Origin of the sequence: Pantoea rodasii, from assembly GCF_002095465.1 — a bacterium.
Taxonomy (GTDB): domain Bacteria; phylum Pseudomonadota; class Gammaproteobacteria; order Enterobacterales; family Enterobacteriaceae; genus Pantoea; species Pantoea rodasii.
In genome coordinates this window covers 474,790-501,749 of the sequence record NZ_MLFP01000001.1, presented here as the reverse complement: position 1 = coordinate 501,749, position 26,960 = coordinate 474,790, and the positions used below count along the sequence as shown (strand labels likewise).

Genomic DNA, 26,960 nt, shown 5'->3' with positions numbered 1-26,960 from the left:
GATAACAATTTGTGCTTAACAAATGATATTGCTGGTGTTTCGGAGCAATTCAAATTGTGCAATCGCGGTCACAGTTTCATACTAATCGGGAATTTTTTTAGCATGACGGGATGTCACAAAAGGACCCTAACTATGTTTGCCACTCTCCGCCGCACCGTGCTGGCCGCACTGATTGCGGGCGGTTTGCCTTTCTTTGCCCACGCCGCCACTGACGCGCCAGGGCATTTTGCTGAACAGCAGCTGCGCCACATTGCCACCTATTTTCCCGGCCGTATGAGCGGCAGCCCAGCCGAGCTGATGACCACCGATTACCTGCAGCAGCAATTCACTGAGCTGGGTTATAAGAGTAATACCCGTCAGTTCAATACCAGCTACAACTGGTTAGACCGCAAGGGTGAGACGCGCCCACGTAAAGTCTCGGCCACCTCGGTGATAGCTGCCCGGGCTGGCGCGGTGCCGCAAGAGATCCTGATTGTCTCCCATCTCGACACCTGGACGCCGCTTAGCCGCCACGAAGCCGACAACAATCTCGGTGGCCTGCGTTTACAAGGCGTCGATGACAATGCTTCTGGCCTCGGCGTGATGCTGGAATTGGCGCAACAGTTGAGTAAAACCCCGCTGCATTACGGCGTGCGTTTTGTCGCACTCAGCGCCGGTGAAGCGGGATTGCACGGTATGGATGATTATCTGACGCGCATGAGTGCGCAGGAGAAGAAGAACACGTTGCTGGTGATCGACCTCAACAGTCTGATCGTTGGTGACCATCTCTACTTCAACAGTGGTATCAATACGCCTTCTGCGGTACGTAAACAGACCAGCGCACGCGCCGTGCAGCTGGCCCATCGCTTCGGTATTTCCGCCGCCAGCCACAGTTTGACCGCGCGCGACTATCCGGGCGTGAACCCGTTCGACAAAGCCGGGATGCCGCTGCTGGATGTCACCGCCGCTAACTGGGCGCTGGGTAATAAAGATGGTCAGCAGCAGCGTGCGCACAGTAGCCACTTCCCGGAGGGCAACGTGCGTCATCAAACCGATCGCGATAACCTTAATTATCTGGATCGCTGGCTTCCGGGCCGGATTACGCAACGCACGCGCGACAGCGTGAAGATCTTACTGCCGCTGGTGACCGAGCTGGCTAACCCAACAACCTGAGGATTTGCTATGTACGTGGTGTATCTGAATTATTTCCGTCCCGCTGAAGAAGCCGATGCGTTGCTGGCACCGCATATTGAGTGGCTGGATCGCTATTTTGACAGCGGAGACTTTATCGCGGCAGGCCGTAAAGATCCGCGCACTGGTGGCATGGTGCTGGTGAAGGAGATGGATCGCGCCCAACTGGTTGCGATTCTGGCAGAAGATCCGTTTGTCGCGGTGGCCCATTATGAAGTGACGAAGGTGAACGTAACGCGTGCGGCAGATGCGTTTGCTGGCTTGAAAGGAATCTAAAGTTAATCGTAGCGGCACGATTTATCGTGCACCTGTCAGCGTTAGAGGCGCTGAAGGGGGGCGCGATAAATCACGCCGCTACGGTTTTCAGCTGTTTTCTGCATTAACCTTCGTGCAATCCGCACTCGCGCTTCAAGCCAAAGAAGCGCGTCTCTTCTTCTGCCATGCCCGGTTCCCACTTCTTGGTGGTGTGCGTATCGCCCACTGACAAATAACCTTCGTCCCACAGCGGATGGTACTTCAGGCCATGCTGCTGCAGGTACTGATGCACCTGACGGTTATCCCAGTCAATGATCGGCAGAATCTTGAACACGCCGCGCTGCACCGCCAGCACCGGCAAACTGGCACGGCTGCCAGACTGGTCACGACGCAAACCAGCGAACCACGTCTGCGCGCCCAGCGTTTCCAGCGCGCGGTTCATCGGTTCGACTTTGTTGATCTGGTTGTACTGCTCAATCCCTTCGACGCCCTGCTCCCACAGTTTGCCGTAGCGCGCTTCCTGCCATGCTGGAGAGGTCTCAGCGCGGAAGATTTGCAGGTTGAGATTGAGCTTCTCGGTCAGCTCATCAATAAAACGATAAGTTTCCGGGAACAGATAGCCGGTATCGGTCAGGATCACCGGCGTATCCGGTTTCTGCTGCGTCACCATATGCAGCAAAACCGCCGCCTGAATACCAAAGCTGGAGGACAGCACAAACGCGCCCGGCATATTTTCCAGCGCCCAGCTCACGCGTTGCTCAGCAGAGAGTTTCTCCAGCTGCACGTTACTTTCGGCCAATGCCATGATGCGATCAACTTTGCTGCCACTGTTCAGTGCTGCGAGATCAAGTACCGTCATACTGCCTCCGAGTCCCAAAAATCACGGGCGGGATCCACCACGGCTTTGATGATGCCCGCGCGAATCACGAAGTCACCGAAACCTTCATCAGCCTGACGCTCGGTAGCCCAGCGCGCCACCAGCTCATCGATACTGGCCAAAATTTCGCCTTCGTTGATGTTCTCGCGGTACATGCGCGGAATGCGTGTACCCATGCGGTTGCCGCCAAGATGTAAGTTGTAGCGGCCCGGTGCTTTACCCACCAAACCCAACTCTGCCAGCAAAGCACGGCCACAGCCGTTCGGGCAACCAGTAACGCGTAGCACTATGTGCTCTTCACCGACGCCGTGCTTATGCATGATCTCTTCGACCTTGGTGACGAAGGAAGGCAGGAAGCGCTCGGCTTCAGCCATTGCCAACGGACACGTCGGGAAGGCCACGCAGGCCATCGAGTTTTCACGCTGCGGCGTGACCGCTTCCATCAAACCGTGTTCACGGGCGATGGCTTCGATTTGTGCTTTTTGCTTCTCGGGCACACCGGCCACAATCAGGTTCTGGTTGGCGGTCAGACGGAAGTCGCCCTGATGAATTTTAGCGATTTCGGCAATACCGCGTTTCAGCGGACGACCCGGATAATCCATCAGACGACCGTTTTCGATAAACAGCGTCAGGTGCCACTTCTTGTCGATGCCTTTCACCCAGCCCACGCGATCGCCACGAGTAGTAAAGGCATACGGACGAATCGGCTCAAACGTCAGACCGGCACGCTTTTCCACTTCGGCTTTGAAAGTGTCAACGCCAACGCGCTCCAGCGTGTACTTGGTTTTGGCGTTTTTACGATCGGTACGGTTGCCCCAGTCACGCTGGGTGGTGACGACCGCAGCGGCAACATCGAGAATCTTTTCCACCGGCAGGTAACCAAACTCGCTGGCGGTACGCGCGTAAGTCGCTTTGTTCCCGTGATCGATCGACAAACCACCGCCAACCAACAGGTTAAAGCCAATCAGTTTGCCTTTCTCCGCAATGGCGATGAAGTTCAGATCGTTGGCATGCAGATCGACATCGTTATGCGGCGGCACTACCACCGTGGTTTTGAATTTACGCGGCAGATAGGTCTCACCGAGGATCGGCTCTTTATCCGTGGTGGCAACCTTCTCTTTATCCCACCAAATCTCAGCGTAAGCGCGGGTTTGCGGCAACAGGTGCTCGGAGAGCTTTTTCGCCCACTCGTAGGCTTCCTGATGCAACTCCGACTCCACTGGATTCGAGGTGCACAGCACGTTACGGTTCACGTCGTTGGCGGTGGCCAGCGCGTCGAGGCCGACTTCGTGCAGCATCTGGTGCGTCGGCTTCACGTTCTTCTTCAGAATGCCGTGAAACTGGAAGGTCTGACGGTTGGTCAGACGGATGCTGCCATAAATGGTTTTATCGGTGGCGAACTTATCAATCGCCAGCCACTGGGTTGGCGTGATGATGCCGCCCGGCAAGCGGCAACGCAGCATCATCGCGTGGCGCGGTTCCAGTTTCTGCGCTGCACGCTCGGCACGGATATCACGGTCATCCTGCTGGTACATGCCGTGGAAACGGATCAGCAGGAAGTTATCGCCGCTAAAGCCGCCGGTCAGGCCTTCATCGAGATCCTCGAGAATGGTACCGCGCAGATAGTTACTCTGTTTTTTCAGACGCTCAGCGTCGACCAGCTTGCCTTCAACGACCAGCGGTCCAGGATGTTTTTCGCTCATTAGTAAACGTCTCGCTGATAACGGCGCTCAATGCGCAGCTCACTTAAAAATTCGTCAGCCGTTTCACGATCCATGCTGCCGTGTTCGACCACCACATCCAGTAATGCCTGCTCAACGTCTTTCGCCATGCGATTGGCGTCGCCGCAGACGTAAAGGTGGGCGCCCTCTTCAATCCAGCGCCACACTTCCGCCCCTTTCGCGCGGATTTTATCTTGTACGTATATTTTCTCAACCTGGTCGCGTGACCACGCTAAATCAATGTTGGTCAGCAAGCCGTCTTTGACGTATTTCTGCCATTCCACCTGATAGAGGAAATCATCGGTGAAGTGCGGATTGCCAAAGAACAGCCAGTTCTTGCCACCTGCGCCGTCGTTATCACGCTGCTGCATAAAGGAACGGAACGGCGCGATGCCGGTGCCAGGACCGACCATGATCACCGGGGTTTCCGGGTTGGCCGGCAAGCGGAAGTTGTCGTTGTGTTCGATGAACACGCGAATCTCGCCCTCTTCTTCGATGCGGTCGGCCAGCCAGGTTGACGCACCACCGCCGCGCTGACGACCGTCAATCTCGTAGCGGACTGCGCCAACGGTGATATGCACCTCGGTATCAGTTTCCGCTTGCGACGAGGCGATGGAATAGAGACGAGGGGTCAGAGGACGCAGCAGCCCGGTCAGCTGTTCGGCGTTCAGTTCGGTCGGGGCCTGACGCACCATATCGACGATCGGGAAGCTTTGCGCATAGCTTTGCAGCTTCGGCTTATCACCTGACAGCGCCAGCAGCGCATCATTACGTGACAGCGCCGCATATTGCTCAACGATCTGCGGGGTATTCACCGTCAGCTCATAATGTTTTTGCAGCGCCTCAGCCAGCGGCAAGGTTTCGCCGTTCACTTCAACGGACTCATCGCCTTTCAGCCACACCAGCTGCAGCAATTCATCCACCAGCTCGGCGTCGTTCTCAAACCACACGCCCAGCGCATCGCCCGGTTGGTAACGCAGACCTGAATCGCCCAAATCGATTTCGATATGGCGCACATCTTTATCGGAATCGCGGCCGGTGATTTTCTGGTTGGCAGCAAAGCTGGCGGTCAGCGGCGCTTCTTTACTGTAAGGCTGGTGTGAATGTCGTTCACCACGCCGGATGCCGTTACGGCTGCGACCACCGAGGATTCACTCGGCACGCGCGCTTTCAGGATCTCGGTCAGCTGCTGACGCCAGGCCGTGGCTTGCTCTTTATACTCGACGTCCGCATCAACACGATCCAGCAGACGTTCTGCGCCCAGCTCAGCCAGACGCTCATCAAAGTCTTTACCGGCTTTGCTGAAGAACTCGTAAGAGGTATCGCCGAGGCCAAACACCGCAAACGCGGAGCCTGCCGCAAATTTCGGCGCTTTCTTCGACAGCAGGAATTTATGCAGCGCGACGGCTTCTTCTGGCGGCTCGCCCTCACCTTGAGTGGAGGTGACCACCACCAGTAATTTCTCCTGGCCGATTTGCTTGAACTTGTAGTCACCGGCGTTCACCAGATTGACGCTCAGCCTGGCGGCCAGCAGGTCATCACGCAGTTGTTCAGCCAGACGACGGGCGTTACCGGTTTGCGAAGCGGAAATCAGCGTAATGGTTGGCACTTCTGCCTGAACCGGCGCAGGTGCGGCAACGGCGCCCGGCGTCTGATTGACCATGCCCCAGAAGTAGCCGGAAAGCCAGGCCATCTGCGTGGTGTTGAAATCCGTGGTCGCTGCCTGTAAGCGCGCGAGTTGCTCCGGATTAAGCGGGAGCATTGAACCTGGTGCCTGAGTCGTCATCGCGTTAAAAATTCCAGTGTATGAGGTCCGGACCGATATGTGGCGGAAGAGTGAGTAGGTTACCGGGCTGTATATTAACGATTAAATAAGCCTTCGACATAATAAATAACCAAAATGACTAAGTGGTTTTTCGGGTAATGTTAATCGACAAAAGTGGTAAATAAAGCCACAGTAATTCAATGATTTAATCAGTGACCGATCGCCTGCCAGGGCGCAAAATGCCCTTTTCAACACTAGCGGGTGCGAAAAATCTGTGATTCAGGTAGAATTCGGCGGTTTTTAAGTCTGAGAGCCATTATGTCTACCACGCTGTTTAAAGAGTTCCAGTTCGAATCTGCTCACCGTCTGCCGCATGTGCCTGAAGGGCATAAGTGTGGTCGTCTGCACGGCCATTCGTTTCTGGTGCGACTAGAAATTACCGGTGAAGTGGATGCACATACCGGTTGGGTAATGGATTTTGCCGAACTGAAGGCGGCATTTATGCCGATTTATGATCGTCTCGATCATCACTATTTGAATGATATTCCAGGCCTGGAAAATCCAACCAGCGAAGTGCTGGCAAAATGGATTTGGGATCAGATGAAGCCGATCCTGCCAGAACTGAGCGCCGTGATGATCAAAGAAACCTGTACCGCAGGTTGTACTTATAAAGGTTAATCACTGTTGACGGGCTGCCGCTGTGCAGCCTGACTTTCAGCTATACGCTTCTTTACGTTCACTTCATCTCCCTGTCATCCGCCCCCACTACGTTGTTGTCTCCTTCATTAAAGATCAAGAGAATCAACAATGAACCTCGTCAAACGTCTTTCTGTTATTGCTTTGCTTGTTTCCGCCTCTGCCGCCGTTCAGGCGCAAAACGTACTGGATTTCCCACAGCCAGAAAACGTGCCGGATGAATTCTATGCCGTGACCGAAATCCCGGCTGGCGGCATGATCAAATATGAAACCGATGCTAAAACCGGCTTTATTGTGGCTGACCGCTTCCAGTCGATGCCGGTGGCTTATCCCGCCAATTACGGTTCATTGACGCAGTCATTGGGTGGCGATAAAGATCCGCTGGACGTGATTTTCTACACCCGCGCACCGCTGCAACCGGGCACGTTGATCAAACTGCGTCCGATTGGCGTGCTGAAGATGATCGATGGCGGCGAAGTGGATGACAAAATCGTCGCGGTGCCGGCCAGCAAAATCGACCCAACTTACGATGACATCAAAGAGATGAGCGATCTGCCGAAAATGGAGCAGGAGCGTCTGCAGGCGTTCTTCCGTGTGTACAAGCAGTTGCCAGACGGTCGTAAGAAAGTTGAGCTGAATGGTTTTGAAGATGCGGCGAAAGCCAAAACTGAAATCAAGCAGGCGTTCGACGCTTATAAAGCGAAGCAGTAAAACCTATCGTCGCGGCGCGATTCATCGCGCATTTAGCAGCAGTGATGTTGCAAAATACGCGTGATGAATCACGCCGCTACGGGATTAAGCAATATTCAAATACTTATGCGTCTGCATCGAAAGGCGCCAGTTACGCGCAATACAAGTATCAATGCACAGTTTGGTGGCCGCATCGCCGCGACTGATCGGTTGCAGCGCCACGATGCGCTTTTTGTCATCGTGCAGGCCTGCCAGTAAAACATCTAACGCTTCCACATCACGCTCACGTGCCACCGGATGTTTAATCTCATCCGCACGCTGCAACGCCTGCGGCAACACGTCATAACCACCGCGCATATTCACCTTAGGTGAAACCGTCACCCAGGTGGCGTCAGAACACTGCACTTCATGCGTGCCGCTGGTCTCAATCTGGCAGTCAAATCCACCGGCTTCTAACGCTTCGGTCAGCGGGCGCAAATCAAAAATGGCCGGTTCGCCGCCAGTGATCACCACATGGCGCGCGGTCCAGCCCTGACGTTGAATGGTCTCAATCAGCATCGCCGCGTCGGCGCTGCCCCAGGCGTCACTCTCCACGGTTTTCACCAGAATATCGCCCAGCGAGGTCTCCCGATTGGCCAGCTTTTCCCAGGTATGTTTGGTATCACACCAGCTACAGCCCACCGGACATCCCTGTAAGCGGATGAACAGCGCCGGAACACCGGTGTAAAAACCTTCACCCTGCAGGGTCTGGAACATTTCGTTAATCGGGTAGAACATTTTTCACTCACGTCTAAAATTCGAGGCGGGGATTATGGCAGATTTTCGCCGTGCGTTCACAGCTGCTTCGTGTCAAAAAACAAAAAGCCCCGCACGAGGCGGGGCTTTATCAGCGATGATGCGGCCAATCGGGCCACATCAACAGACCATTACTGGCCTTTAACTTCTTTCAGACCGTTGAACGGCGCTTTGTCGCCCAGCGCTTCTTCGATACGAATCAGCTGGTTGTACTTAGCAACGCGGTCAGAACGGCTCATAGAACCGGTTTTGATCTGGCCTGCTGCAGTACCGACCGCCAGGTCAGCGATGGTCGCATCTTCAGTTTCACCTGAACGGTGTGAAATCACCGCGGTGTAGCCTGCGTCTTTCGCCATCTTGATTGCAGCCAGCGTTTCGGTCAGAGAACCGATCTGGTTGAATTTGATCAGAATGGAGTTAGCGATGCCTTTATCGATACCTTCTTTCAGGATCTTGGTGTTGGTGACGAACAGGTCGTCACCTACCAGCTGAATTTTGTCGCCCAGTACTTTGGTCTGGTACGCGAAGCCCGCCCAGTCAGATTCGTCCAAACCATCTTCGATAGAGACGATTGGGTACTGTTTGGTCAGGTCTTCCAGGAAGTGCGTGAACTCTTCAGAGGTGAAAGCTTTGTTGCCTTCGCCAGCCAGCACATATTTGCCGTCTTTGTAGAATTCAGAAGCCGCGCAGTCCATCGCCAGGGTGATGTCTTTACCCAGCTCATAGCCTGCTGCTTTTACCGCTTCAGCGATAACAGCCAGTGCTTCAGCGTTAGAACCCAGGTTTGGCGCGTAGCCACCTTCGTCACCTACCGCAGTGCTCATGCCTTTAGATTTCAGGACTTTTGCCAGGTTGTGGAAAACTTCAGAACCCATACGGATGGCTTCTTTCACGTTTTTCGCGCCCACTGGCTGAATCATGAATTCCTGGATGTCGACGTTGTTGTCGGCGTGCTCACCACCGTTGATGATGTTCATCATTGGCAGTGGCATTGAGTATTTGCCTGGGGTGCCGTTCAGTTCAGCGATGTGCGCATACAGTGGCAGGCCTTTAGAAGCCGCAGCCGCTTTAGCTGCTGCCAGAGAAACCGCCAGAATGGCGTTAGCGCCGAAGTTGGATTTGTTCTCAGTACCGTCCAGCTCGATCATGATCTTATCGATGTTCGCCTGGTCTTTGGCATCTTTACCGGTTACCGCACCCGCGATAGGACCGTTAACAGCTGCAACCGCTTTGGTTACACCTTTGCCCAGGAAACGAGATTTGTCACCGTCACGCAGCTCCAGTGCTTCGCGAGAACCGGTTGAAGCACCTGATGGCGCCGCAGCCAGACCAACGAAACCGCCTTCCAGATGCACTTCTGCTTCTACAGTCGGGTTGCCACGAGAGTCGATAATTTCGCGACCGATGACTTTTACGATTTTGGACATTCGATTTTCCTCAGTACAAGTTAGTCAATCCTAAGACAAACAACGCGCGAAAAGTTCGCGCGCCGTTCGTTAAACTTTTACTTCGCTAACCGCTTCTGGTGCTCCTGCGCGGCTTTAACAAAGCCAGCGAACAGCGGATGACCATCACGCGGGGTCGACGTGAATTCCGGGTGGAACTGACAAGCTACAAACCACGGATGGTTCGGGAGTTCAATGATCTCCACCAGCTGGTCGTCGCCGGAACGGCCCGCAATATGCAGACCCGCCGCTTCAATCGGCTTCAGCAGCAGATTGTTGACTTCATAACGATGGCGGTGACGCTCAGTAATCACCTCAGAACCGTACAGCTGACGCACTTTGCTTTCCGGCGACAGCTGGCACTGCTGGCTTCCCAGACGCATGGTGCCGCCCAGATCGCTCTGCTCAGTACGCTGCTCAACGTTGCCTTCTTCATCACGCCATTCAGTGATCAGCGCAACCACTGGGTACTTACAGTCTGGCACAAATTCCGTTGAGTTGGCGTCGGCCATCCCTGCCACGTTGCGCGCAAATTCCATCAACGCAACCTGCATACCCAGGCAGATGCCGAGGTAAGGAATGTTGTTCTCACGTGCATACTGCGCGGTGAGCATTTTGCCTTCCACACCACGGTAACCGAAGCCACCAGGGATCAGGATAGCATCCAGATCTTTCAGAATTTCGACACCGCGTGATTCAACGTCCTGCGAATCGATCAATTTGATGTTCACGGTGACGCGATTTTTCAGGCCGCCGTGCTTCAACGCTTCAATCACTGACTTGTAGGCATCGGGCAGCTCGACGTATTTGCCGACCATACCGATGTTTACTTCGCCGCCCGGATTGGCTTCTTCGTAAATAACCTGTTCCCATTCGGCCAGGTTTGCTTCCGGCGCGTTCAGATTGAAACGCTTACAGATGTAGTCATCCAGGCCCTGCGATTTCAGCATGCCAGGAATTTTGTAAATGGAATCCACATCTTTCAGGGAAATAACCGCTTTTTCCGGTACGTTACAGAACAGCGCGATTTTGGCGCGTTCGTTGGCCGGCACAGCACGGTCAGAACGGCAGATCAGCACATCAGGCTGGATACCGATCGACAGCAGCTCTTTCACTGAATGCTGGGTTGGCTTGGTTTTCACCTCGCCTGCAGCCGCCATATACGGCACCAAAGTCAGGTGCATATACATGGTGTGTTCACGGCCCACATCAACCGCCATCTGGCGAATCGCTTCAAGGAACGGCAATGACTCAATGTCACCGACAGTTCCGCCGATTTCGACCAGCACGACGTCATGACCTTCGCCGCCTTCAATAATGCGTTCTTTGATGGCGTTGGTGATGTGTGGGATAACCTGGATCGTGGCGCCCAGATAGTCACCGCGACGCTCTTTGCGCAGTACTTCTGAGTAAATACGACCGGTCGTAAAGTTGTTGCGGCGCGACATTTTGGTGCGGATGAAGCGCTCGTAGTGACCCAAATCCAGATCGGTTTCGGCCCCATCATCGGTAACAAACACTTCACCGTGCTGCGTTGGGCTCATGGTACCCGGATCGACGTTGATGTACGGATCGAGTTTCATGATGGTCACATTCAGACCACGTGCTTCAAGAATGGCTGCGAGGGAGGCTGCGGCAATGCCTTTGCCCAGAGAGGATACGACCCCGCCGGTCACAAAAATATAATTCGTTGTCATGCTGAACCTGAGAGTTTAGGTTTAAAGACGGTGGAATAACCAAGACGGGAAAATAGTATACCCGAAGTCGTCTTAAGCCACAATTGATGAATCACACCATCCCCCACGCATTGAAGCCGATAACATAGCGGATAGACGGGGGTTAAATGTTGACGTGCGTCACAAAGTTACCGCTTGGCTGAATCGAGTAAGCTCAAGCGGACAAATTATGCACAGCGCAGGAATAATCGGCTATTTGTGGAATAATCGCTTAGTCTTTGTTCTCACTGACTTTCACCTGCTGCCAGGCGGCTTCCATCTGTTCCAGTGTGGCATCGGTCATCGCCATGCCCTGATCGCTGATGATGGATTCAACCTGTCGGAAGCGGCGCTCGAATTTATCATTGGCTTTCTGCAAAGCCACTTCTGCTTTACTGCCCAAATGGCGAGAGAGGTTGACGGTGGCGAACAGCAGATCGCCGATTTCTTCTTCCAGCTTGTCGTTATCAACCACCGCCTGCTGTGCTTCGTGCATCACTTCATCGATCTCTTCATGCACTTTGTCGAGCACCGGACCCAGGTTATTCCAGTCGAAGCCCACCGTGCTGCAACGCTTCTGAATTTTGTGCGCGCGCATCAGTGCGGGCAGCGCTTTGGGAATGTCATCCAGCGCGGAGTGCTGTGACTTTTCGGCACGTTCGCTGTGCTTAATGGCTTCCCAATTTTTCAGCACTTCCTGCGTGGTGTCGGCCTGCACATCACCAAAAATGTGTGGATGACGACGTTCCAGCTTGTCGCTGATCGCGTTGCAGATGTCATCAAAGTTGAAGCGCTGTTGCTCATCCGCCATCTGCGCGTAAAACACCACCTGGAACAATAAATCGCCCAGTTCACCGCGGAGATCGTAAAAGTCTTCGCGCTGAATGGCATCGATCACTTCGTAGGTCTCTTCCAGCGTGTAAGGCGCGATAGAGGCAAAGGTCTGCTGGCGATCCCACGGGCAGCCGCGCTCCGGGTCGCGCAGGGTTTGCATGATGGTGAGCAGGCGGTTGAGGGCTGTCATGGGGAAATCCTTTGGGGTTAAAAATGGAAAAGGTCGCCAAAAATGGCGACCTTACGGCGCACCGAACACTGTAGATGCGCCATTAATGGCAAAATCAGTTCAAACGACGCGCATCGATGATATCCGGCACCTGATTGAGGCGCGCCAGCACGCGGCCCAGCACCTGCTGGTTATAAATCTCAATATCCATATCGATGGTCGCCAGCTGCTTTTTGGTGTCGCTGCGGCTGGAAACGCCCAGCACGTTAACTTTCTCATTCGCCAGAATGGTGGTGATATCACGCAGTAAGCCGCTGCGATCGTTGGCGGTGACGCGCACCACCAGCGAATAACCGCTGGAATAATCTTCGCCCCACACCGCATCGACAATACGTTCCGGCGCATGAGAGATCAGCTCGCTGAGCTGGTCACAATCGGCACGGTGGATTGAAATACCGCGCCCTTGCGTGATAAAGCCCACGATATCATCGCCGGGAATCGGCTGGCAGCAACGCGCGATATGGTGCAGCAGATTGCCCACGCCTTCCACCACCACGCGCCCGCTCTCTTTGCGTTGCGATGGCGTGTACGATTTCTGCGTCAGCTGGCGCAACGCCTGGCGATCTTCCTCTTCTGCACTCGGTTTGTTGAGTTTGGCCTGCAGGAAATTCACCATCTGATTGAGACGAATATCGCCGCCGCCAATCATTGCCAACAGCTCATCCTGCGAGCTGACGTTGTAACGCGGCAGCAGAATTTTTTCTGCATCGCGGAAACTGATATCCAGCTGGCTCAACTCGCTTTCAAGAATCTGGCGGCCCGCCAGAATATTTTTGTCGCGATCCTGTTTGCGGAACCAAGCGTGAATCTTCGAGCGACCACGGCTGGTGGTGATATAGCCGAGGTTCGGATTGAGCCAGTCGCGGCTGGGGTTCGGCTGCTTCTGGGTGATAACTTCAATCTGATCGCCCATCTGCAGCTGATAGGTAAACGGCACAATGCGGCCGCTGATTTTGGCCCCAATGCAGCGATGGCCGATATCGCTGTGAATATGATAAGCGAAATCCAGCGGCGTGGAGCCGGACGGTAAATCCACCACATCGCCTTTCGGGGTAAACACATACACCCGATCGTCAAACACCTGGCTGCGCACTTCTTCCAGCATCTCGCCGGAATCAGACATCTCTTCCTGCCAGGTGATCAGCTTACGCAGCCACGCAATGCGCTCCTCATGCCCTGCGGCACCGCGCGCGTTGCTGGAGGTCGGGCCTTCTTTGTACTTCCAGTGCGCCGCCACGCCCAACTCTGCATCTTCATGCATCTGGCGAGTACGAATCTGGATTTCTACCGTTTTGCCCTGCGGGCCGAGCACCACGGTATGAATTGATTGATAGCCATTGGGTTTAGGATTAGCGACGTAGTCATCAAACTCGCTTGGCAGATGGCGATACAGCGTGTGCACGGTACCCAAAGCTCCGTAGCAGTCCTGCAGACGTTCCGCGACAATACGCACCGCGCGCACATCGAACAGCTCATCAAACGCCAGCGACTTCTTCTGCATTTTGCGCCAGATGCTGTAGATGTGTTTCGGGCGGCCATACACTTCTGCGCGCACGCCCTCTTTCTGCATCTCCGCACGCAAGTTACTCACGAAGCTATCAATGTAACCTTCACGATCGATGCGGCGTTCATGCAGCAGTTTCGCAATACGCTTGTATTCATCAGGATGCAGATAGCGGAAGCAGTAATCCTCCAGCTCCCATTTGAGCTGACCAATGCCCAGACGGTTAGCTAACGGTGCATAGATATTGGTGCTTTCTTTCGCGGCGAGTACGCGTTCGTCTTCTGGCGCGTCTTTCATTTCACGCAGGTGGGCGATACGTTCCGCCAGCTTGATGACCACGCAGCGGAAATCTTCCACCATCGCCAGCAGCATGCGGCGTACGTTATCCACCTGCTCGGAGGCCATCGAGTCATTGTGAATCGCTTTTAGCTGGCGAATGGCATCCATGTCGCGCACGCCGTGCACCAGCAAAACAATGCCCTTGCCGAATGACGCTTCCAGCTCTTCTTCACTGACGACATTCGCGTTGGCGAGCGGGAACAGCAATGCCGCACGCAGGCTATCGTTGTCCATACTGAGCATGGTGAGAATTTCCACCATCTCAATACCACGCCACAGCAGCAGAGCCTGATCTGGATGGTTGTGCGTTTTGGTTTCACAGTAGCGCCAGGTATCCGCTAATCGCTGACAGGATTGCGGATTATTAATATTTAAACTGGCGATCCACTGGTCAAGGGCAAACTCCCCTTCCGTATTCAAATGCGCACTTCTAACCGCAACCATATCCTCTCCTGCCATAACGACGAAAACGCCGCGTATGTTTTGCTTAACAGCACCATGGATTCGAGATAGCGGAGAGGTGGGAACCTATCCAGCATCGCGACCCTTTCCAAATGGTAGCCCGCCGACAGTAATGCCTGACTGCCGCGCGCAAGTGTTGTGGGTATTCTGTTCAGCATTATACGCTGCCTGGTGGACTAATGCTGCAACACCCTCCACACCCACGGCAATTTGTACGAACTTTCCTACCGGCGAGGGTAAATTCCCCTACCCTGGAACAGATTCCGCTGCGAATGATTGTGCTCATGCGAAAAACGTTCCAGTTTTACGCGACCGTTCCACACCCGGTAATGTGCGGAAACCGCGGTGCAACAGCCGTTATCGCGCCTCACTTTCGGGCACCAAAATGGGGCGTCGCGCCAATTCCACTTCGCTGAGTCACCACGTGCTGTTTTGCGAAGTAAAATTGCGCCATAGTGTCGTCAATGGGTGCGCCACGGTGAAGGTGAGTGCACAAGGACAGATGCCAGGAGTTGCAGGCCACAATTATGACCAAATATAGCCTGCGGGCGCGAATGATGATTTTGATACTGGCGCCAACGCTGATGATTGGCCTGCTGCTCAGTACCTTCTTCGTGGTGCACCGTTATAACGAATTACAACATCAGGTACGCGATGCCGGCTCGAACATTATCGAACCGCTGGCGGTCTCCAGCGAATACGGCATGACCTGGCACAACCGTGATGCGATTCGCGAGCTGGTAAGCCTGCTGCATCGTCGTCATTCCGACATTGTTCGTGCCATTACCATTTTCGACAACAACAATCACATCTACGTCACCTCGAACAACAATCAAAATCTGGCGTTGTTGCAGAAAGAGGATATCTCGACGCTGGAAGATGGCGTGTCCGTCGAGCGCCATGGCAACCTAATGGTGTTGCGTACCCCCATAATCTCCGAACGCTATTCAGTGGATGAGTTGCCGGGAGAAGATGCGAAACCGTCCGGCAATCCGCTGGGTTATGTGGCCATCGAACTCGACCTGCAATCGGTGCGGCTGGAACAGTATAAAGAAGTGTTCGTGGCCACTTTGCTGCTGCTGTTTTGTCTGTGTATCGCCATGCTGTTTGCCTATCGCCTGATGCGCGATGTCACCGGGCCGATTCGCAACATGGTCTCCACGGTGGACCGCATCCGCCGTGGCCAGCTCGACAGTCGCGTTGATGGTTACATGCTGGGCGAGTTGAGCATCCTGAAAAACGGCATCAACGCTATGGCGATGTCGCTCACCGCTTACCATGAAGAGATGCAGCAGAATATCGATCAGGCCACCTACGATCTGCGTGAAACCCTCGAACAGTTGGAGATCCAAAACGTCGAGCTGGATCTGGCGAAGAAGCGTGCGCAGGAAGCGGCGCGTATCAAATCAGAATTCCTTGCCAATATGTCGCATGAGTTGCGCACACCGCTCAACGGCGTGATTGGCTTTACCCGCCAGATGCTGAAAACCGGGCTGAGTACCAACCAGCGCGACTACATGAGTACCATCGAACGTTCGGCTAACAACCTGTTAAGCATCATCAATGACGTGCTCGATTTCTCCAAACTGGAAGCCGGCAAGCTGGTGCTGGAATCGATCCCGTTCCCGCTGCGCGCCACGCTGGATGAAACGCTGGTGTTACTGGCGCCCTCAGCACATGACAAAGGATTAGAAATCACCGTCTGCCTGGAAAAACAGGTGCCAGACAATGTGATTGGCGACCCGCTGCGACTGCAGCAAATCCTGATCAACCTGATTGGCAACGCCATCAAATTCACTGAACAGGGGCACATTGATTTACGCGTTGAACTGCGCAGCGTCAGCAATACGCGGGTTGAACTGGAAATTCAGGTTCACGATACCGGCATTGGTATTTCTGAGCAGCAGCAGTCACAACTGTTCCAGGCATTCCGTCAGGCGGATGCGAGTATTTCCCGCCGCCACGGCGGTACCGGTTTGGGTCTGGTGATTACGCAAAAACTGGTGTCGGAAATGGGCGGAGAGATTGCGTTTCACAGCCGCCAGAACCAGGGTTCGACCTTCTGGGTGCACATCCATCTCGATCTCAATCCCAACGCGCCGCCGATCCCGCGCATGCTGGAGGATCTGCGTGCCATTCCGTTAGCCTACATCGAACCGCATGCCGCCGTGGCCAAGGCGGTGCAGGAGATGCTGAGCATTACGCCATTGCAGGTGCAGCATTACGCCACGCTCGATGAGCTGCCCGATAGCCACTTCCCGCTGCTGCTGATGGGATTACCGGTCAGCGATCCGCATCCCGCCACGCTGCCCGATGCGCTGATTCATCGTCTGCGCTTGCATGCTGACTCGGTGCTACTGGCGTTGCCCAGCGAGATGATGTTGTTTGCCGACGATTTACGGGCGCGCGGCATTGCCGGCTGCATCGCTAAACCGGTTTCACTGACGCGCCTGCTGCCGATGCTGCTGGATCTGCACAGTCGGCACAGCGATACGCTGCCGCGCAGTGCCCGCCAGCCGCTGACGGTGATGGCAGTGGATGACAATCCCGCCAACCTGAAGTTGATTGGTGCGCTGCTGGAGGAGCAAGTGCAGCAGATTATTTTATGCGACAACGCGGAGCAGGCAATTCGCCAGGCGCGGCTGCACAAGCTGGATGTCATTTTGATGGATATTCAGATGCCGGATATCGATGGCATTCGCGCCAGTGAGATTATTCGTGGTTTGCCGCTGCATGCCAACACGCCGATTGTTGCCGTGACCGCACATGCACTGGATGGCGAGCGCCAGCAGCTGATTGGTGCCGGGATGAATGATTATCTGGCCAAGCCGATTGACGAAAATAAGCTGAACCAGTTACTGCAACGCTATGCGCCAAACATTGTCTCAGCACAGCCGGTGTATCCTGATGTTGCGCCGTCACTCGATTGGGCGCTGGCACTGCGCCAGGCCGCCAACAAGCCAGATCTGGCGCGCGACCTGCTACAGATGCTGTTGGATTTCCTGCCGGAAGTGGAAGCGCGCGTGGAGAGTTGTATGGCCAGTAATGACGTTGTTGGCCTGCGCGAGATCATCCATAAGCTGCACGGCAGCGCCAGCTACAGCGGCGTCCCGCGACTGAAACAGCTGTGCCAGCAGCTGGAGAAGAGTTTGCATCAGGAGAGCGATATTGAGGCGCTGGAGCCGGAATTGCTCGAGCTGAGTGATGAGATGGCCAACGTGGCGCGTGAAGCGCGGAAGGTATTGGGCGTCAAGTGATGTAGTGAACAGACTTGTTGCGGCGCGATTTATCGCGCGCTGCCTGAAGCGGCACGGTGCCACATCGGGTCAACACGCGCGATAAATCGTGCCGCTACGGTTCGCGGGGGTTACAGTGCCTGGCCTGCCTTGATCGTTGCCGCCACATTACGCGCGGTGAGTCGCACATTCTGCGCGGCATTGGCTAACGCATCCTCCAGCGAGCCAACGCTAAACAGCACGCTGAACACCGCATCCAGCCCGTGCTGATGCACCACGCCAACATCCGCCGTTAAACTCCCGGCAATACCAATCACCGGCTTGTTAAACTGCTTCGCCACCTTCGCCACGCCAATCGGCACTTTGCCGTTAATGGTCTGGCTGTCGATACGTCCTTCGCCAGTAATCACCAGATCGGCATCTTTCACCTGATCGGCTAATCCCAGGGCTTCGGTCACAATCTCAATACCGCGACGCAGCTCGGCCTGACAAAACGCATGCAGCGCCGCGCCCATACCGCCTGCCGCACCGCCGCCGGCAATGTGCAGTACATCAATATCTAAATCGCGATGGATAATGTCCGCGTAATGCGCCAGCGCTTTATCCAGTTGCTGCACCAGCTCCGGCGTCGCCCCTTTTTGTGGACCAAAGATTGCCGATGCGCCCTCTTCTCCCGTTAATGGATTGGTGACATCACAGGCCACTTCGATGCGGCACTGCTGAATACGCTTATCCAGCTGATCGATTTCAATGCGCGCCAGCTGCGGCAGTGCGCCGCCACCAAACGCAATCTCATTACCCTGCTGATCCAGCAAGCAAGCGCCCAGCGCCTGCATCATGCCTGAACCGCCATCGTTGGTGGCGCTACCGCCAATGCCAATGATGATGTGGTCAACACCGCGATCGAGCGCATTTTTGATCAGCTCGCCAGTGCCATAAGAGTTGGTGATCAGCGGATCACGCTGCGCGGCAGGCACCAGTTCAAGCCCGCTGGCCGCCGCCATTTCAATAAAGGCGCTGCGCTCGTCACCGGATAAACCGTAAAACGCATCGACGGGTGCGCCGAGCGGTCCGGTGACCGATAATCTGACAATACTTCCCTGCGTTGCCGCCACCATCGCTTCGACCGTGCCTTCACCACCGTCGGCAACCGGTATCTTCACGTATTCGGCTTCGGGAAAAATCTCGCTAAATCCCGCTTCAATTGCCGAAGCCACTTCCAGGGCGGACAAACTCTCTTTATATGAATCCGGTGCGATGACAATTTTCATAGGCAATCCGAGCGCGATGGGTGACGGAGTTCCGTCCTGCTAATGCAGTAAGCGGTCCGGCATCCGCAGACACCGGACAGACAAACTACCGGGTGATCTCGACCTGAGCTAATTTTTCATAATAGCAAGCCAGCGCACTATGGTCAGATGTGCCTTTGCCATCGACTTTCAGCGCCTGCATCATTTCCATCACCGCAGCGGTCAGCGGCAGATGCGCGCCAATGTCGTGTGAGGTATCCAGTGCGTTAGCCAAATCTTTGATATGCAAGTCGATACGGAAGCCGGGCTTGAAATTACGATCCAGCACCATTGGCGCTTTGGCATCCAGCACCGTGCTGCCTGCCAGCCCACCCCGAATCGCCTGATACACCAGCTCCGGATTCACGCCGGCTTTAGTCGCCAGCGACAGCGCTTCAGACATCGCGGCGATATTCAGTGCCACAATCACCTGGTTCGCCAGCTTGGTGACGTTGCCTGCACCGATATCACCGGTGTGCACTACGGAACCCGCCATCGATTTCATAATGTCATAGCACTGGTCGAATACCGCTTTATCTCCGCCCACCATCACCGACAGCGTGCCCTCAATAGCTTTTGGCTCGCCGCCGCTGACCGGCGCATCCAGCATCTTGATGCCTTTTTCTGCCAGCGCATCGTGCACTTCACGGCTGGCCAGTGGTGCAATCGAACTCATATCGATGACGATCAGGCCCGGCTTCGCGCCTTCAATGATGCCGTTGGCACCGAGGCACACTTCTTTCACCTGCGGTGAGTTCGGCACCATGGTGATCAGCACGTCAACCTGCTCGGCCACCTCTTTTGGCGTTTTTGCCACGGTCGCACCCAGCTCCACCAGTTCAGCTTCATTGCTGACGTTGTGATCGCGTACCACCAGCGAATAACCGGCTTTCACCAGGTTTTTACTCATCGGTTTGCCCATAATACCGAGGCCGATAAATCCAATTTTCATTGCCTTTCCTCTCAGTCAGTTACTTCTTAAATTTGTCACACAGCGCCTGCGTGGCGTTGCGGAAAACACCCAGATCGCTGCCCACGGCAACGAACGTAGCGCCCCATTCGAGATAACGGCGCGCGTCGGCTTCCACCGGGGCCAGAATGCCGCTCGGCTTGCCCGCGGCTTTAGCACGCTCAAAGATGTGTTTGATCACTTTCAGCACTTCAGGATGCGCAGGTTGGCCGAGATAGCCCATCGCCGCCGAGAGATCACCCGGTCCGACAAATATGCCGTCCACGCCATCGACTGCCGCAATCGCATCAATGTTATCCACCGCCTGCTGCGTTTCGATCTGTACCAGCACCGTGATGTTGTCGTTGATGGTGGCGTTGTACTCCGGCAGCGTGCCGTACATGTTGCTGCGATGCGAAACCGATACGCCGCGAATACCCGCCGGCGGATAGCGCGTTGAGGCCACCGCGCGAATCGCCTCTTCCTCGGTTTCGACAAACGGCACGAGGAAGTTATAGAAACCAATATCCAGCAGACGCTTGATGATCACTGGTTCGTTGCACGGCGGACGTACCACCGGCGCGCTGTGGCTGCCTTTCAGCGCCATCAGCTGCGGGATAAAGGTGGTGATGTCATTCGGCGCGTGTTCGCCATCCAGCACCAGCCAGTCAAAACCGGCGAGGCCCAGAACTTCGGTAGAAATCGGACTGGCAAGCGCGCACCAGCTACCAATCAGGGTTTCCCCTGCCAGCAAACGGCGACGAAAGTGGTTCGGCCAGGCATTGCTCATTGTCTTTACTCCTGTCTGTTACAACGGGCGCCCGCAAGGGGCGCCGGAAGCGTTAGCGCACCAGGCACGGACGCTTGTTATCGAAAGTCCAGTTCGGCACGAGGAACTGCATCGCCTGCGCATCGTCGCGCGCGCCCAAACCGTGTTTCTGATACAGCGCGTTGGCCTGCATCACCTGATCCATATCCAGCTCGACGCCCAGACCCGGTTTTGCGGCACCTGCACCATGCCGCCCTTGATCTGGAACGGCTCTTTAGTCAGGCGCTGATTGCCTTCCTGCCAAATCCAGTGGGTATCGATGGCAGTAATCGCGCCCGGTGCAGCAGCGGCCACGTGGGTGAACATCGCCAGCGAGATATCGAAATGGTTATTGGAGTGTGAACCCCAGGTCAGGCCGAAGTCGTGACACATCTGCGCCACGCGCACTGAACCCTGCATGGTCCAGAAATGCGGGTCGGCCAGCGGAATGTCCACCGATTGCAGTGACAGCGTGTGGCCCATTTGACGCCAGTCAGTGGCGATCATGTTGGTGGCGGTCGGCATACCGGTCGCGCGGCGGAATTCAGCCATCACTTCACGGCCCGAATAGCCCTGCTCAGCGCCACACGGATCTTCTGCGTAGGCCAGCACGCCTTTCAGCTGCTTGCCAAGAATAATCGCTTCATTCAGCGACCAGGCACCGTTGGGATCGAGCGTGACGCGCGCCTGTGGGAAGCGTTTAGCCAGCGCCGTTACGGCTTCGGCCTCTTCGCCACCGCGCAGCACGCCGCCTTTCAGTTTGAAATCGTTGAAGCCATATTTCTCGTAGGCCGCTTCCGCCAGTCGCACCACGGTATCCGGCGTCAGCGCCTCTTCATGACGCAGGCGATACCAGTCGCACTTGTCGGTTTCCTGGCTCTGATAAGACAGCGACGTTTTCTTGCGGTCGCCGACATAGAACAGGTAACCCAGCATCTCCACACGGTCGCGCTGTTGGCCATCGCCGAGCAGCGAGGCAACGTTGACGCCCAAATGCTGGCCGAGCAGATCCAGCAGCGCCGCTTCAATACCGGTCACCACGTGAATCGTGGTACGCAGGTCGAAGGTCTGATTGCCGCGTCCGCTGGAATCACGATCGGCAAAGGTACTGCGCACCAGATTGAGGATGTTTTTGTATTCGCCCACGGTTTTGTGTACCACCAGCGTGGCAGCATCTTCCAGCGTCTGACGGATCTTCTCACCGCCGGGAATTTCACCGACGCCGGTGTGGCCGGCATTGTCTTTGATAATGACGATGTTACGGGTGAAAAACGGCGAATGGGCACCGCTCAGATTCAGCAACATGCTGTCGTGACCGGCCACCGGAATGACCTGCAGCGATGTGATTTTTGGTGTCTGACTCATTTCCTGCTCCTTATGCATGACGGCGACCGAAGGCCGGACGCTTACGGTCGAATGACCAACCGGGAACCAGATATTGCATGGCCGTGGCGTCGTTACGCGCGCCCGCCGGCAGAGATTTGTACAGTGCATTGGCCTGATGCAGGCGATCCCAATCCAGCTCGACACCGAGGCCCGGTTTATCCGGCACGGCGATCTTGCCGTTGCGGATTTGCAGCGGCTCTTTGGTCAGGCGCTGATCGCCTTCCTGCCAGATCCAGTGGGTATCGATAGCGGTGGGTTTGCCCGGTGCCGCCGCGCCAACGTGGGTGAACATCGCCAGCGAAATATCGAAGTGGTTGTTGGAGTGACAACCCCAGGTTAAGCCCCAGTCATCACACAGTTGCGCCACGCGTACCGCACCGCTCAGCGTCCAGAAGTGCGGATCGGCCAGCGGGATATCGACTGAGTTGAGCATCACCGCGTGATTCATCTCACGCCAGTTGGTGGCGATCATGTTGGTGGCGACCGGCAAGCCGGTGGCGCGGCGGAACTCCGCCATCACTTCGCGGCCGGAATAGCCCTGTTCAGCACCACAGGGATCTTCGGCGTAGGTCAGCACATCGCCCATGCCTTTGCACAAGCCGATTGCTTCATCTAACGTCCACGCGCCGTTGGGATCGACGGTGATACGCGCATCCGGGAAGCGTTTTTTCAGTGCGGCAGCGGATTCAATCTCCTGCTCTCCCGGCAATACGCCTCCCTTCAGTTTGAAATCTTTGAAACCGTATTTGTCCTGTGCCGCTTCCGCCAGACGCACCACCGCTTCAGGCGTTAACGCTTCCTGATGACGCAGGTGATACCAGTCATGGCTTGCACCTTCGCCGGTCAGATACGGCAAATCGGTTTTACGACGATCGCCGAGGTAGAACAGATAACCGAGCACCGTGACTTCATCGCGCTGCTGGCCCGGACCGAGCAACTCGGCCACAGGCACGCCCAAACATTGGCCCAGCAGATCCAGCAGTGCGGCTTCCAGCGCCGCCACCGCGTTGACGCGCAGTTCGAAGGTCCAGGCACCTTTGCCGAAGGTATCGAAATCCGCCGACTGATTGCCTTTGTGCACCTGCTGCACCAGCCGGTTCATGCGCGCCACCTGCTGGCCTTTGACCTGCGGAATCGCCTCAACCAGCGTTTGATAGATGGTTTCACCGCCTGGCGCTTCACCGACGCCAGTGTGACCATCGCTGTCGGTCAACACCACGATGTTGCGGGTGAAGCAGGCGCTGTGTGCACCGCCGATGTTCAACAGCATACTGTCGTAACCCGCTACCGGGATCACCTGCATATCGGTGATCACCGGGCTACTTTGCGTATTCATACTCAGTCCTTATGCTCGGTGTTTCAGTTCAATACGTTTGATATCGCCCGTAATGAACAGGAAGCTGAACGCGGCAACGAAGGCGTGGATACCCACGTAAATCAAAGCACCTTCGAACGAACCAGAAGCGGCGATGATGTAACCGATAGCAATTGGCGTCACGATGCCGGAGAAGTTGCCGAACATGTTGAACAAGCCGCCGCTTAATCCGCTGATCTCTTTCGGTGCGGTATCCGCCATCACTGCCCAGCCCAGTGCACCAATGCCTTTGCCGAAGAACGCCATCGCCATAAACAGCACCACCACCCATTCGGTATCGGTGTAGTTACACATCACCATGCTGATAGAGAGCAGCATGCCGACCACAATTGGCGTCTTACGCGCAATATTCAGCGAACCGGTTTTGCGCATAAGGTAATCGGAAATCACTCCACCTAACACACCGCCCAGGAAGCCACAGATGGCCGGGATTGAGGCGATCATGCCGGCTTTCAGAATCGACATGCCGCGCGCCTGCACCAGATACACCGGGAACCAGGTAATAAAGAAGTAGGTCAGCGCGTTAACACAATATTGTCCGAGGTAGATGCCCCACATCATGCGGGTCGCGAGCAGCTGCTTGATTTGGAACCACTTCTCATCCCAGCTCACTTTGCGCTCGGACTTTTTCGCGTCCATGTTGATCAGCGCACCGCCCTGTTCCATGTACTCCAGCTCGGCTTTGTTGACACTCGGGTGATTGTTGGGGTCGTGCATAAACTTCAGCCAGACGAAACTCAGAATGATGCCCAGCCCGCCCATGAACCAGAACACATGTGCCCAGCCCACTTCCGCCACCAGCCAGCCCATGATTGGTGCGAAGATCACCGTGGCGAAGTACTGTGCCGAGTTGAAAATCGCCACGGCGGTACCACGCTCTTGTGCCGGGAACCAGGCTGCAACAATACGGCTGTTACCCGGGAAGGAAGGCGCTTCTGCCAACCCGACCATAAAGCGCAGCAGGAACAGCGAAACCACGATGCCGAAGCCGCTGAACAGGTCAACAAAGCCCTGCAGTAAGGTAAACAGCGACCAGAGGAAAATACTCCAGAAGTAAACGCGTTTTGAACCAAAGCGGTCGAGCAGCCAGCCGCCGGGGATTTGTCCGATAACGTAAGCCCATGAGAAGGCGGAGAAGATATATCCAAGACCGACCGAATCAAGGCCGATATCTTTAGACATCGCGGAACCGGCAATCGAAATGGTTGCACGGTCACCGTAGTTGAATGAAGTGACGATAAATAACATCACTACAATCCAGTAACGGGCGTTGGTGCGTTTTTGCACCGCTTCCGCTGTCTGGCTGAAACTATTCATGATGCACTCCTGAAATATAGCGAACGCTACATTCACTCTGACTGCATACACATCGCGTTGGGTATCAGAATGATGTCGGGTTAAACACGGCGATTGTTGTTATGGCAAAACGATGATGCGTCGTGACAAATAACCAAACGTTTAGAGAACGAGAATCAGTATAGGAACAGCCAAATCACGAGGCATTGGAAGAACGCATGATGATGAGCGGCGATTAATACTGATTTTATGGCAATTGCACATAAGGCTGCGGTGTGGCTCACGGAACCCGACAAATCATCGTCATATTGATGAAGAAACAGACAGCCAACGCGCGCTTTGTGAGTGTGTTCACTTGTATTTGGATAAACGAACCAAACTCCGCGATTAAAACCCCTTAAAGCCAGTCAGTTGCACAATGCGCTGGCAAATACCCCTGCATATACTGAGGCTGGCAAAAATGATGACGTGATGGAAGCATTTACACCGCGCTGCCAAGTACAGCGCGACGAACTGGAAGGTGAGCAATGAACCGACCGCTAACAGAAAAACCGCTGTATATAAAAGTGCACGATGCCGACAACGTGGCCATCGTGGTCAACAATCAAGGCTTACCCACGGGCACCCGCTTTGAGGATGGCCTGCAGCTCACCGAACATGTGCCGCAAGGACATAAAGTGGCGCTGGTGGATATTCCTGAGAACGGCGCGATCCTGCGTTATGGCGAAGTGATCGGCACCGCATTGCGCCCGATCGCCCAAGGCAGCTGGATTGAAGAATCGCTGGTGGCGCTACCCGAAGCGCCTCCGCTAAACACTCTGCCACTGGCAAACAATGTGCCGCCCGACCTGCCACCGCTTGAAGGTTATACCTTTGAGGGTTATCGCAACGCCAATGGCAGCGTGGGAACGCGCAATCTGCTGGGTATCACCACCAGCGTGCACTGTGTGGCTGGCGTGGTGGATTACGTGGTGCAGATGATTGAACACGATCTGCTGCCGCGTTATCCCAACGTCGATGGCGTGGTCGCCTTGAACCATCTTTATGGCTGCGGGGTGGCGATCAATGCGCCAGCAGCGGTGATACCGATTCGCACTATTCATAACCTCGCGCTCAACCCCAATTTTGGTGGCGAAGTAATGATCGTCAGCCTCGGCTGCGAGAAATTACAGCCCGAGCGTCTGCTGACAGGTACGCCGGACGTGCAGGCGATTTCGCTGGACGATCGTGACATTGTGCGTTTGCAGGATGAGCGTCATGTCGGCTTCGGTGCGATGGTGGATGAAATTCTTCAGGTCGCCGAACGTCATCTGAAAAAGCTGAATCAACGGCAGCGTGAAAGCTGTCCGGCATCCGAACTGGTGATCGGCACCCAGTGCGGCGGAAGCGATGCCTTCTCCGGCGTGACAGCTAATCCGGCTGTCGGCTTCGCCTCTGATTTGCTGGTGCGCTGCGGTGCCACCGTAATGTTCTCTGAAGTGACCGAAGTGCGCGATGCGATACACCTGCTAACGCCGCGCGTGGTCGATGAAAACGTCGGTAAACGCCTACTGGAAGAGATGGCGTGGTATGACGATTACCTCAGCCAGGGGCAAACCGACCGTAGCGCCAACCCTTCACCGGGCAATAAAAAAGGCGGATTGGCCAACGTGGTGGAGAAAGCATTGGGGTCGATTGCCAAATCAGGCCGCAGCCCAATTGTGGAAGTGCTGTCACCCGGTCAGCGTCCGACCAAGCGCGGTTTGATCTATGCGGCAACACCGGCCAGTGATTTTGTTTGCGGAACGCAGCAGATGGCATCGGGCATTACGTTACAGGTGTTCACCACCGGTCGCGGCACGCCGTACGGTCTGGCCGCCATTCCAGTGATTAAAATGGCCACGCGTAATGCACTGGCTGAGCGCTGGCATGATCTGATGGATATTAATGCAGGGACGATTGCCACGGGTGAAGAGAGTATTGAGCAGGTGGGCTGGCGGTTGTTTGAGTTGATTCTGGATATTGCCAGTGGTCGCAAACAAACCTGGTCCGATCGCTGGGGGATTCGTAATCAGCTGGCAGTGTTTAATCCGGCACCGGTGACCTGATTGTTATCAAACCCTCTCCCAACATGGGAGAGGGTTT

Annotated in this window: 18 protein-coding genes and 4 pseudogenes; 7 read left to right on the top strand and 15 right to left on the bottom strand. The window is 55.3% G+C overall.

The features are described from left to right. The first annotated feature begins 132 nt into the window (after positions 1-132). On the top strand, positions 133-1,152 hold the full coding sequence (locus HA45_RS02230) for an aminopeptidase (RefSeq protein ID WP_100703626.1): 1,020 nt from the start codon (positions 133-135) through the stop codon (positions 1,150-1,152). A gap of 9 nt (positions 1,153-1,161) precedes the next feature. Then, a complete protein-coding gene (locus tag HA45_RS02225; RefSeq protein ID WP_100703625.1) occupies positions 1,162-1,446 on the top strand; it encodes a YciI family protein in 285 nt (94 codons plus the stop codon). 103 nt (positions 1,447-1,549) lie between these two features. On the opposite strand, the gene HA45_RS02220 is transcribed toward HA45_RS02225, so the two are convergent. The 3 genes and pseudogenes from HA45_RS02220 to cysJ all read right to left on the bottom strand — a co-directional run bounded on the left by HA45_RS02220 (position 1,550) and on the right by cysJ (position 5,809). After that, positions 1,550-2,284 (bottom strand): phosphoadenylyl-sulfate reductase, encoded by a 735-nt coding sequence (locus HA45_RS02220; protein ID WP_100703624.1) that lies wholly within the window; start codon positions 2,282-2,284, stop codon positions 1,550-1,552. Continuing rightward, the gene (gene cysI, locus HA45_RS02215) at positions 2,281-4,005 is read right to left on the bottom strand and encodes an assimilatory sulfite reductase (NADPH) hemoprotein subunit (RefSeq protein ID WP_100703623.1); all 1,725 of its coding nucleotides are present in this window, start codon (positions 4,003-4,005) and stop codon (positions 2,281-2,283) included. The genes HA45_RS02220 and cysI overlap by 4 nt, the downstream gene beginning before the upstream one ends. Beyond that, positions 4,005-5,809, bottom strand: a pseudogene (gene cysJ / locus HA45_RS02210) (NADPH-dependent assimilatory sulfite reductase flavoprotein subunit). The gene cysI and the pseudogene cysJ overlap by 1 nt, the downstream one beginning before the upstream one ends. Before the next feature lie 294 nt (positions 5,810-6,103). On the opposite strand from cysJ, the gene queD reads away from it, so the two are divergent. After that, complete coding sequence (queD, locus tag HA45_RS02205; RefSeq protein WP_176505758.1) at positions 6,104-6,466, top strand: 6-carboxytetrahydropterin synthase QueD; 363 nt, start codon at positions 6,104-6,106, stop codon at positions 6,464-6,466. 129 nt (positions 6,467-6,595) lie between these two features. After that, entirely contained in the window at positions 6,596-7,195 is a 600-nt protein-coding gene (locus HA45_RS02200) for an inorganic diphosphatase (protein WP_100703621.1), read from the top strand. A gap of 84 nt (positions 7,196-7,279) precedes the next feature. Here the strand turns inward: HA45_RS02200 and queE are convergent, their stop codons facing one another. The 6 genes and pseudogenes from queE to rumA form a co-directional block, all read right to left on the bottom strand. Then, the gene (gene queE, locus HA45_RS02195; RefSeq protein ID WP_100703620.1) at positions 7,280-7,951 is read right to left on the bottom strand and encodes a 7-carboxy-7-deazaguanine synthase QueE; all 672 of its coding nucleotides are present in this window, start codon (positions 7,949-7,951) and stop codon (positions 7,280-7,282) included. 149 nt (positions 7,952-8,100) lie between these two features. Beyond that, positions 8,101-9,396: a phosphopyruvate hydratase gene (gene eno, locus HA45_RS02190; protein WP_100703619.1), complete on the bottom strand. Its 1,296-nt coding sequence runs from the start codon at positions 9,394-9,396 to the stop codon at positions 8,101-8,103. Positions 9,397-9,473: 77 nt separating this feature from the next. Then, positions 9,474-11,111: a glutamine hydrolyzing CTP synthase gene (gene pyrG, locus HA45_RS02185; RefSeq protein ID WP_100703618.1), complete on the bottom strand. Its 1,638-nt coding sequence runs from the start codon at positions 11,109-11,111 to the stop codon at positions 9,474-9,476. Between the two features lie 250 nt (positions 11,112-11,361). Next, a complete protein-coding gene (gene mazG / locus HA45_RS02180) occupies positions 11,362-12,153 on the bottom strand; it encodes a nucleoside triphosphate pyrophosphohydrolase (protein WP_100703617.1) in 792 nt (263 codons plus the stop codon). A 94-nt stretch (positions 12,154-12,247) separates the two neighbouring features. Next, on the bottom strand, positions 12,248-14,479 hold the full coding sequence (relA, locus tag HA45_RS02175) for a GTP diphosphokinase (RefSeq protein WP_100703616.1): 2,232 nt from the start codon (positions 14,477-14,479) through the stop codon (positions 12,248-12,250). Between the two features lie 35 nt (positions 14,480-14,514). Beyond that, positions 14,515-14,743 (bottom strand): annotated as a pseudogene (rumA, locus tag HA45_RS27840) (23S rRNA (uracil(1939)-C(5))-methyltransferase RlmD); the annotation flags it as partial. A gap of 281 nt (positions 14,744-15,024) precedes the next feature. Here rumA and barA point away from each other — a divergent pair. Beyond that, on the top strand, positions 15,025-17,754 hold the full coding sequence (gene barA / locus HA45_RS02165; protein ID WP_100703615.1) for a two-component sensor histidine kinase BarA: 2,730 nt from the start codon (positions 15,025-15,027) through the stop codon (positions 17,752-17,754). A gap of 110 nt (positions 17,755-17,864) precedes the next feature. Here the strand turns inward: barA and HA45_RS02160 are convergent, their stop codons facing one another. The 6 genes and pseudogenes from HA45_RS02160 to HA45_RS02135 form a co-directional block, all read right to left on the bottom strand. Then, on the bottom strand, positions 17,865-19,004 hold the full coding sequence (locus tag HA45_RS02160; protein ID WP_100703614.1) for a glycerate kinase: 1,140 nt from the start codon (positions 19,002-19,004) through the stop codon (positions 17,865-17,867). An 85-nt stretch (positions 19,005-19,089) separates the two neighbouring features. Next, entirely contained in the window at positions 19,090-19,974 is an 885-nt protein-coding gene (gene garR / locus HA45_RS02155; RefSeq protein WP_100703613.1) for a 2-hydroxy-3-oxopropionate reductase, read from the bottom strand. Positions 19,975-19,993: 19 nt separating this feature from the next. Beyond that, entirely contained in the window at positions 19,994-20,761 is a 768-nt protein-coding gene (garL, locus tag HA45_RS02150; RefSeq protein ID WP_100703612.1) for a 2-dehydro-3-deoxyglucarate aldolase, read from the bottom strand. Between the two features lie 52 nt (positions 20,762-20,813). Next, positions 20,814-22,144: pseudogene (gene gudD, locus HA45_RS02145) on the bottom strand (glucarate dehydratase). Between the two features lie 10 nt (positions 22,145-22,154). Continuing rightward, the gene (locus tag HA45_RS02140) at positions 22,155-23,501 is read right to left on the bottom strand and encodes an enolase C-terminal domain-like protein (RefSeq protein WP_038645131.1); all 1,347 of its coding nucleotides are present in this window, start codon (positions 23,499-23,501) and stop codon (positions 22,155-22,157) included. Positions 23,502-23,510: 9 nt separating this feature from the next. Further along, positions 23,511-24,857, bottom strand: coding sequence for an MFS transporter (locus tag HA45_RS02135; protein ID WP_100703610.1), 1,347 nt, complete (start codon positions 24,855-24,857; stop codon positions 23,511-23,513). Positions 24,858-25,030: 173 nt separating this feature from the next. Between HA45_RS02135 and HA45_RS28905 the strand changes: the two are divergent. Then, positions 25,031-25,075: pseudogene (locus HA45_RS28905) on the top strand (LEPR-XLL domain-containing protein); the annotation flags it as partial. 288 nt (positions 25,076-25,363) lie between these two features. Then, the gene (gene garD / locus HA45_RS02125) at positions 25,364-26,923 is read left to right on the top strand and encodes a galactarate dehydratase (RefSeq protein ID WP_100703609.1); all 1,560 of its coding nucleotides are present in this window, start codon (positions 25,364-25,366) and stop codon (positions 26,921-26,923) included. Positions 26,924-26,960 lie beyond the last annotated feature (37 nt).

Bases quoted from the DNA above. Each gene is read 5' to 3' on its own strand.
- HA45_RS02230 (WP_100703626.1), top strand. From the start codon at position 133: ATGTTTGCCACTCTCCGCCGCACCGTGCTGGCCGCACTGATTGCGGGC.
- HA45_RS02225 (WP_100703625.1), top strand. From the start codon at position 1,162: ATGTACGTGGTGTATCTGAATTATTTCCGTCCCGCTGAAGAAGCCGAT.
- HA45_RS02220 (WP_100703624.1), bottom strand. From the start codon at position 2,284: ATGACGGTACTTGATCTCGCAGCACTGAACAGTGGCAGCAAAGTTGAT.
- cysI (WP_100703623.1), bottom strand. From the start codon at position 4,005: ATGAGCGAAAAACATCCTGGACCGCTGGTCGTTGAAGGCAAGCTGGTC.
- HA45_RS02200 (WP_100703621.1), top strand. From the start codon at position 6,596: ATGAACCTCGTCAAACGTCTTTCTGTTATTGCTTTGCTTGTTTCCGCC.
- queE (WP_100703620.1), bottom strand. From the start codon at position 7,951: ATGTTCTACCCGATTAACGAAATGTTCCAGACCCTGCAGGGTGAAGGT.
- eno (WP_100703619.1), bottom strand. From the start codon at position 9,396: ATGTCCAAAATCGTAAAAGTCATCGGTCGCGAAATTATCGACTCTCGT.
- pyrG (WP_100703618.1), bottom strand. From the start codon at position 11,111: ATGACAACGAATTATATTTTTGTGACCGGCGGGGTCGTATCCTCTCTG.
- mazG (WP_100703617.1), bottom strand. From the start codon at position 12,153: ATGACAGCCCTCAACCGCCTGCTCACCATCATGCAAACCCTGCGCGAC.
- relA (WP_100703616.1), bottom strand. From the start codon at position 14,479: ATGGTTGCGGTTAGAAGTGCGCATTTGAATACGGAAGGGGAGTTTGCC.
- barA (WP_100703615.1), top strand. From the start codon at position 15,025: ATGACCAAATATAGCCTGCGGGCGCGAATGATGATTTTGATACTGGCG.
- HA45_RS02160 (WP_100703614.1), bottom strand. From the start codon at position 19,004: ATGAAAATTGTCATCGCACCGGATTCATATAAAGAGAGTTTGTCCGCC.
- garR (WP_100703613.1), bottom strand. From the start codon at position 19,974: ATGAAAATTGGATTTATCGGCCTCGGTATTATGGGCAAACCGATGAGT.
- garL (WP_100703612.1), bottom strand. From the start codon at position 20,761: ATGAGCAATGCCTGGCCGAACCACTTTCGTCGCCGTTTGCTGGCAGGG.
- HA45_RS02140 (WP_038645131.1), bottom strand. From the start codon at position 23,501: ATGAATACGCAAAGTAGCCCGGTGATCACCGATATGCAGGTGATCCCG.
- HA45_RS02135 (WP_100703610.1), bottom strand. From the start codon at position 24,857: ATGAATAGTTTCAGCCAGACAGCGGAAGCGGTGCAAAAACGCACCAAC.
- garD (WP_100703609.1), top strand. From the start codon at position 25,364: ATGAACCGACCGCTAACAGAAAAACCGCTGTATATAAAAGTGCACGAT.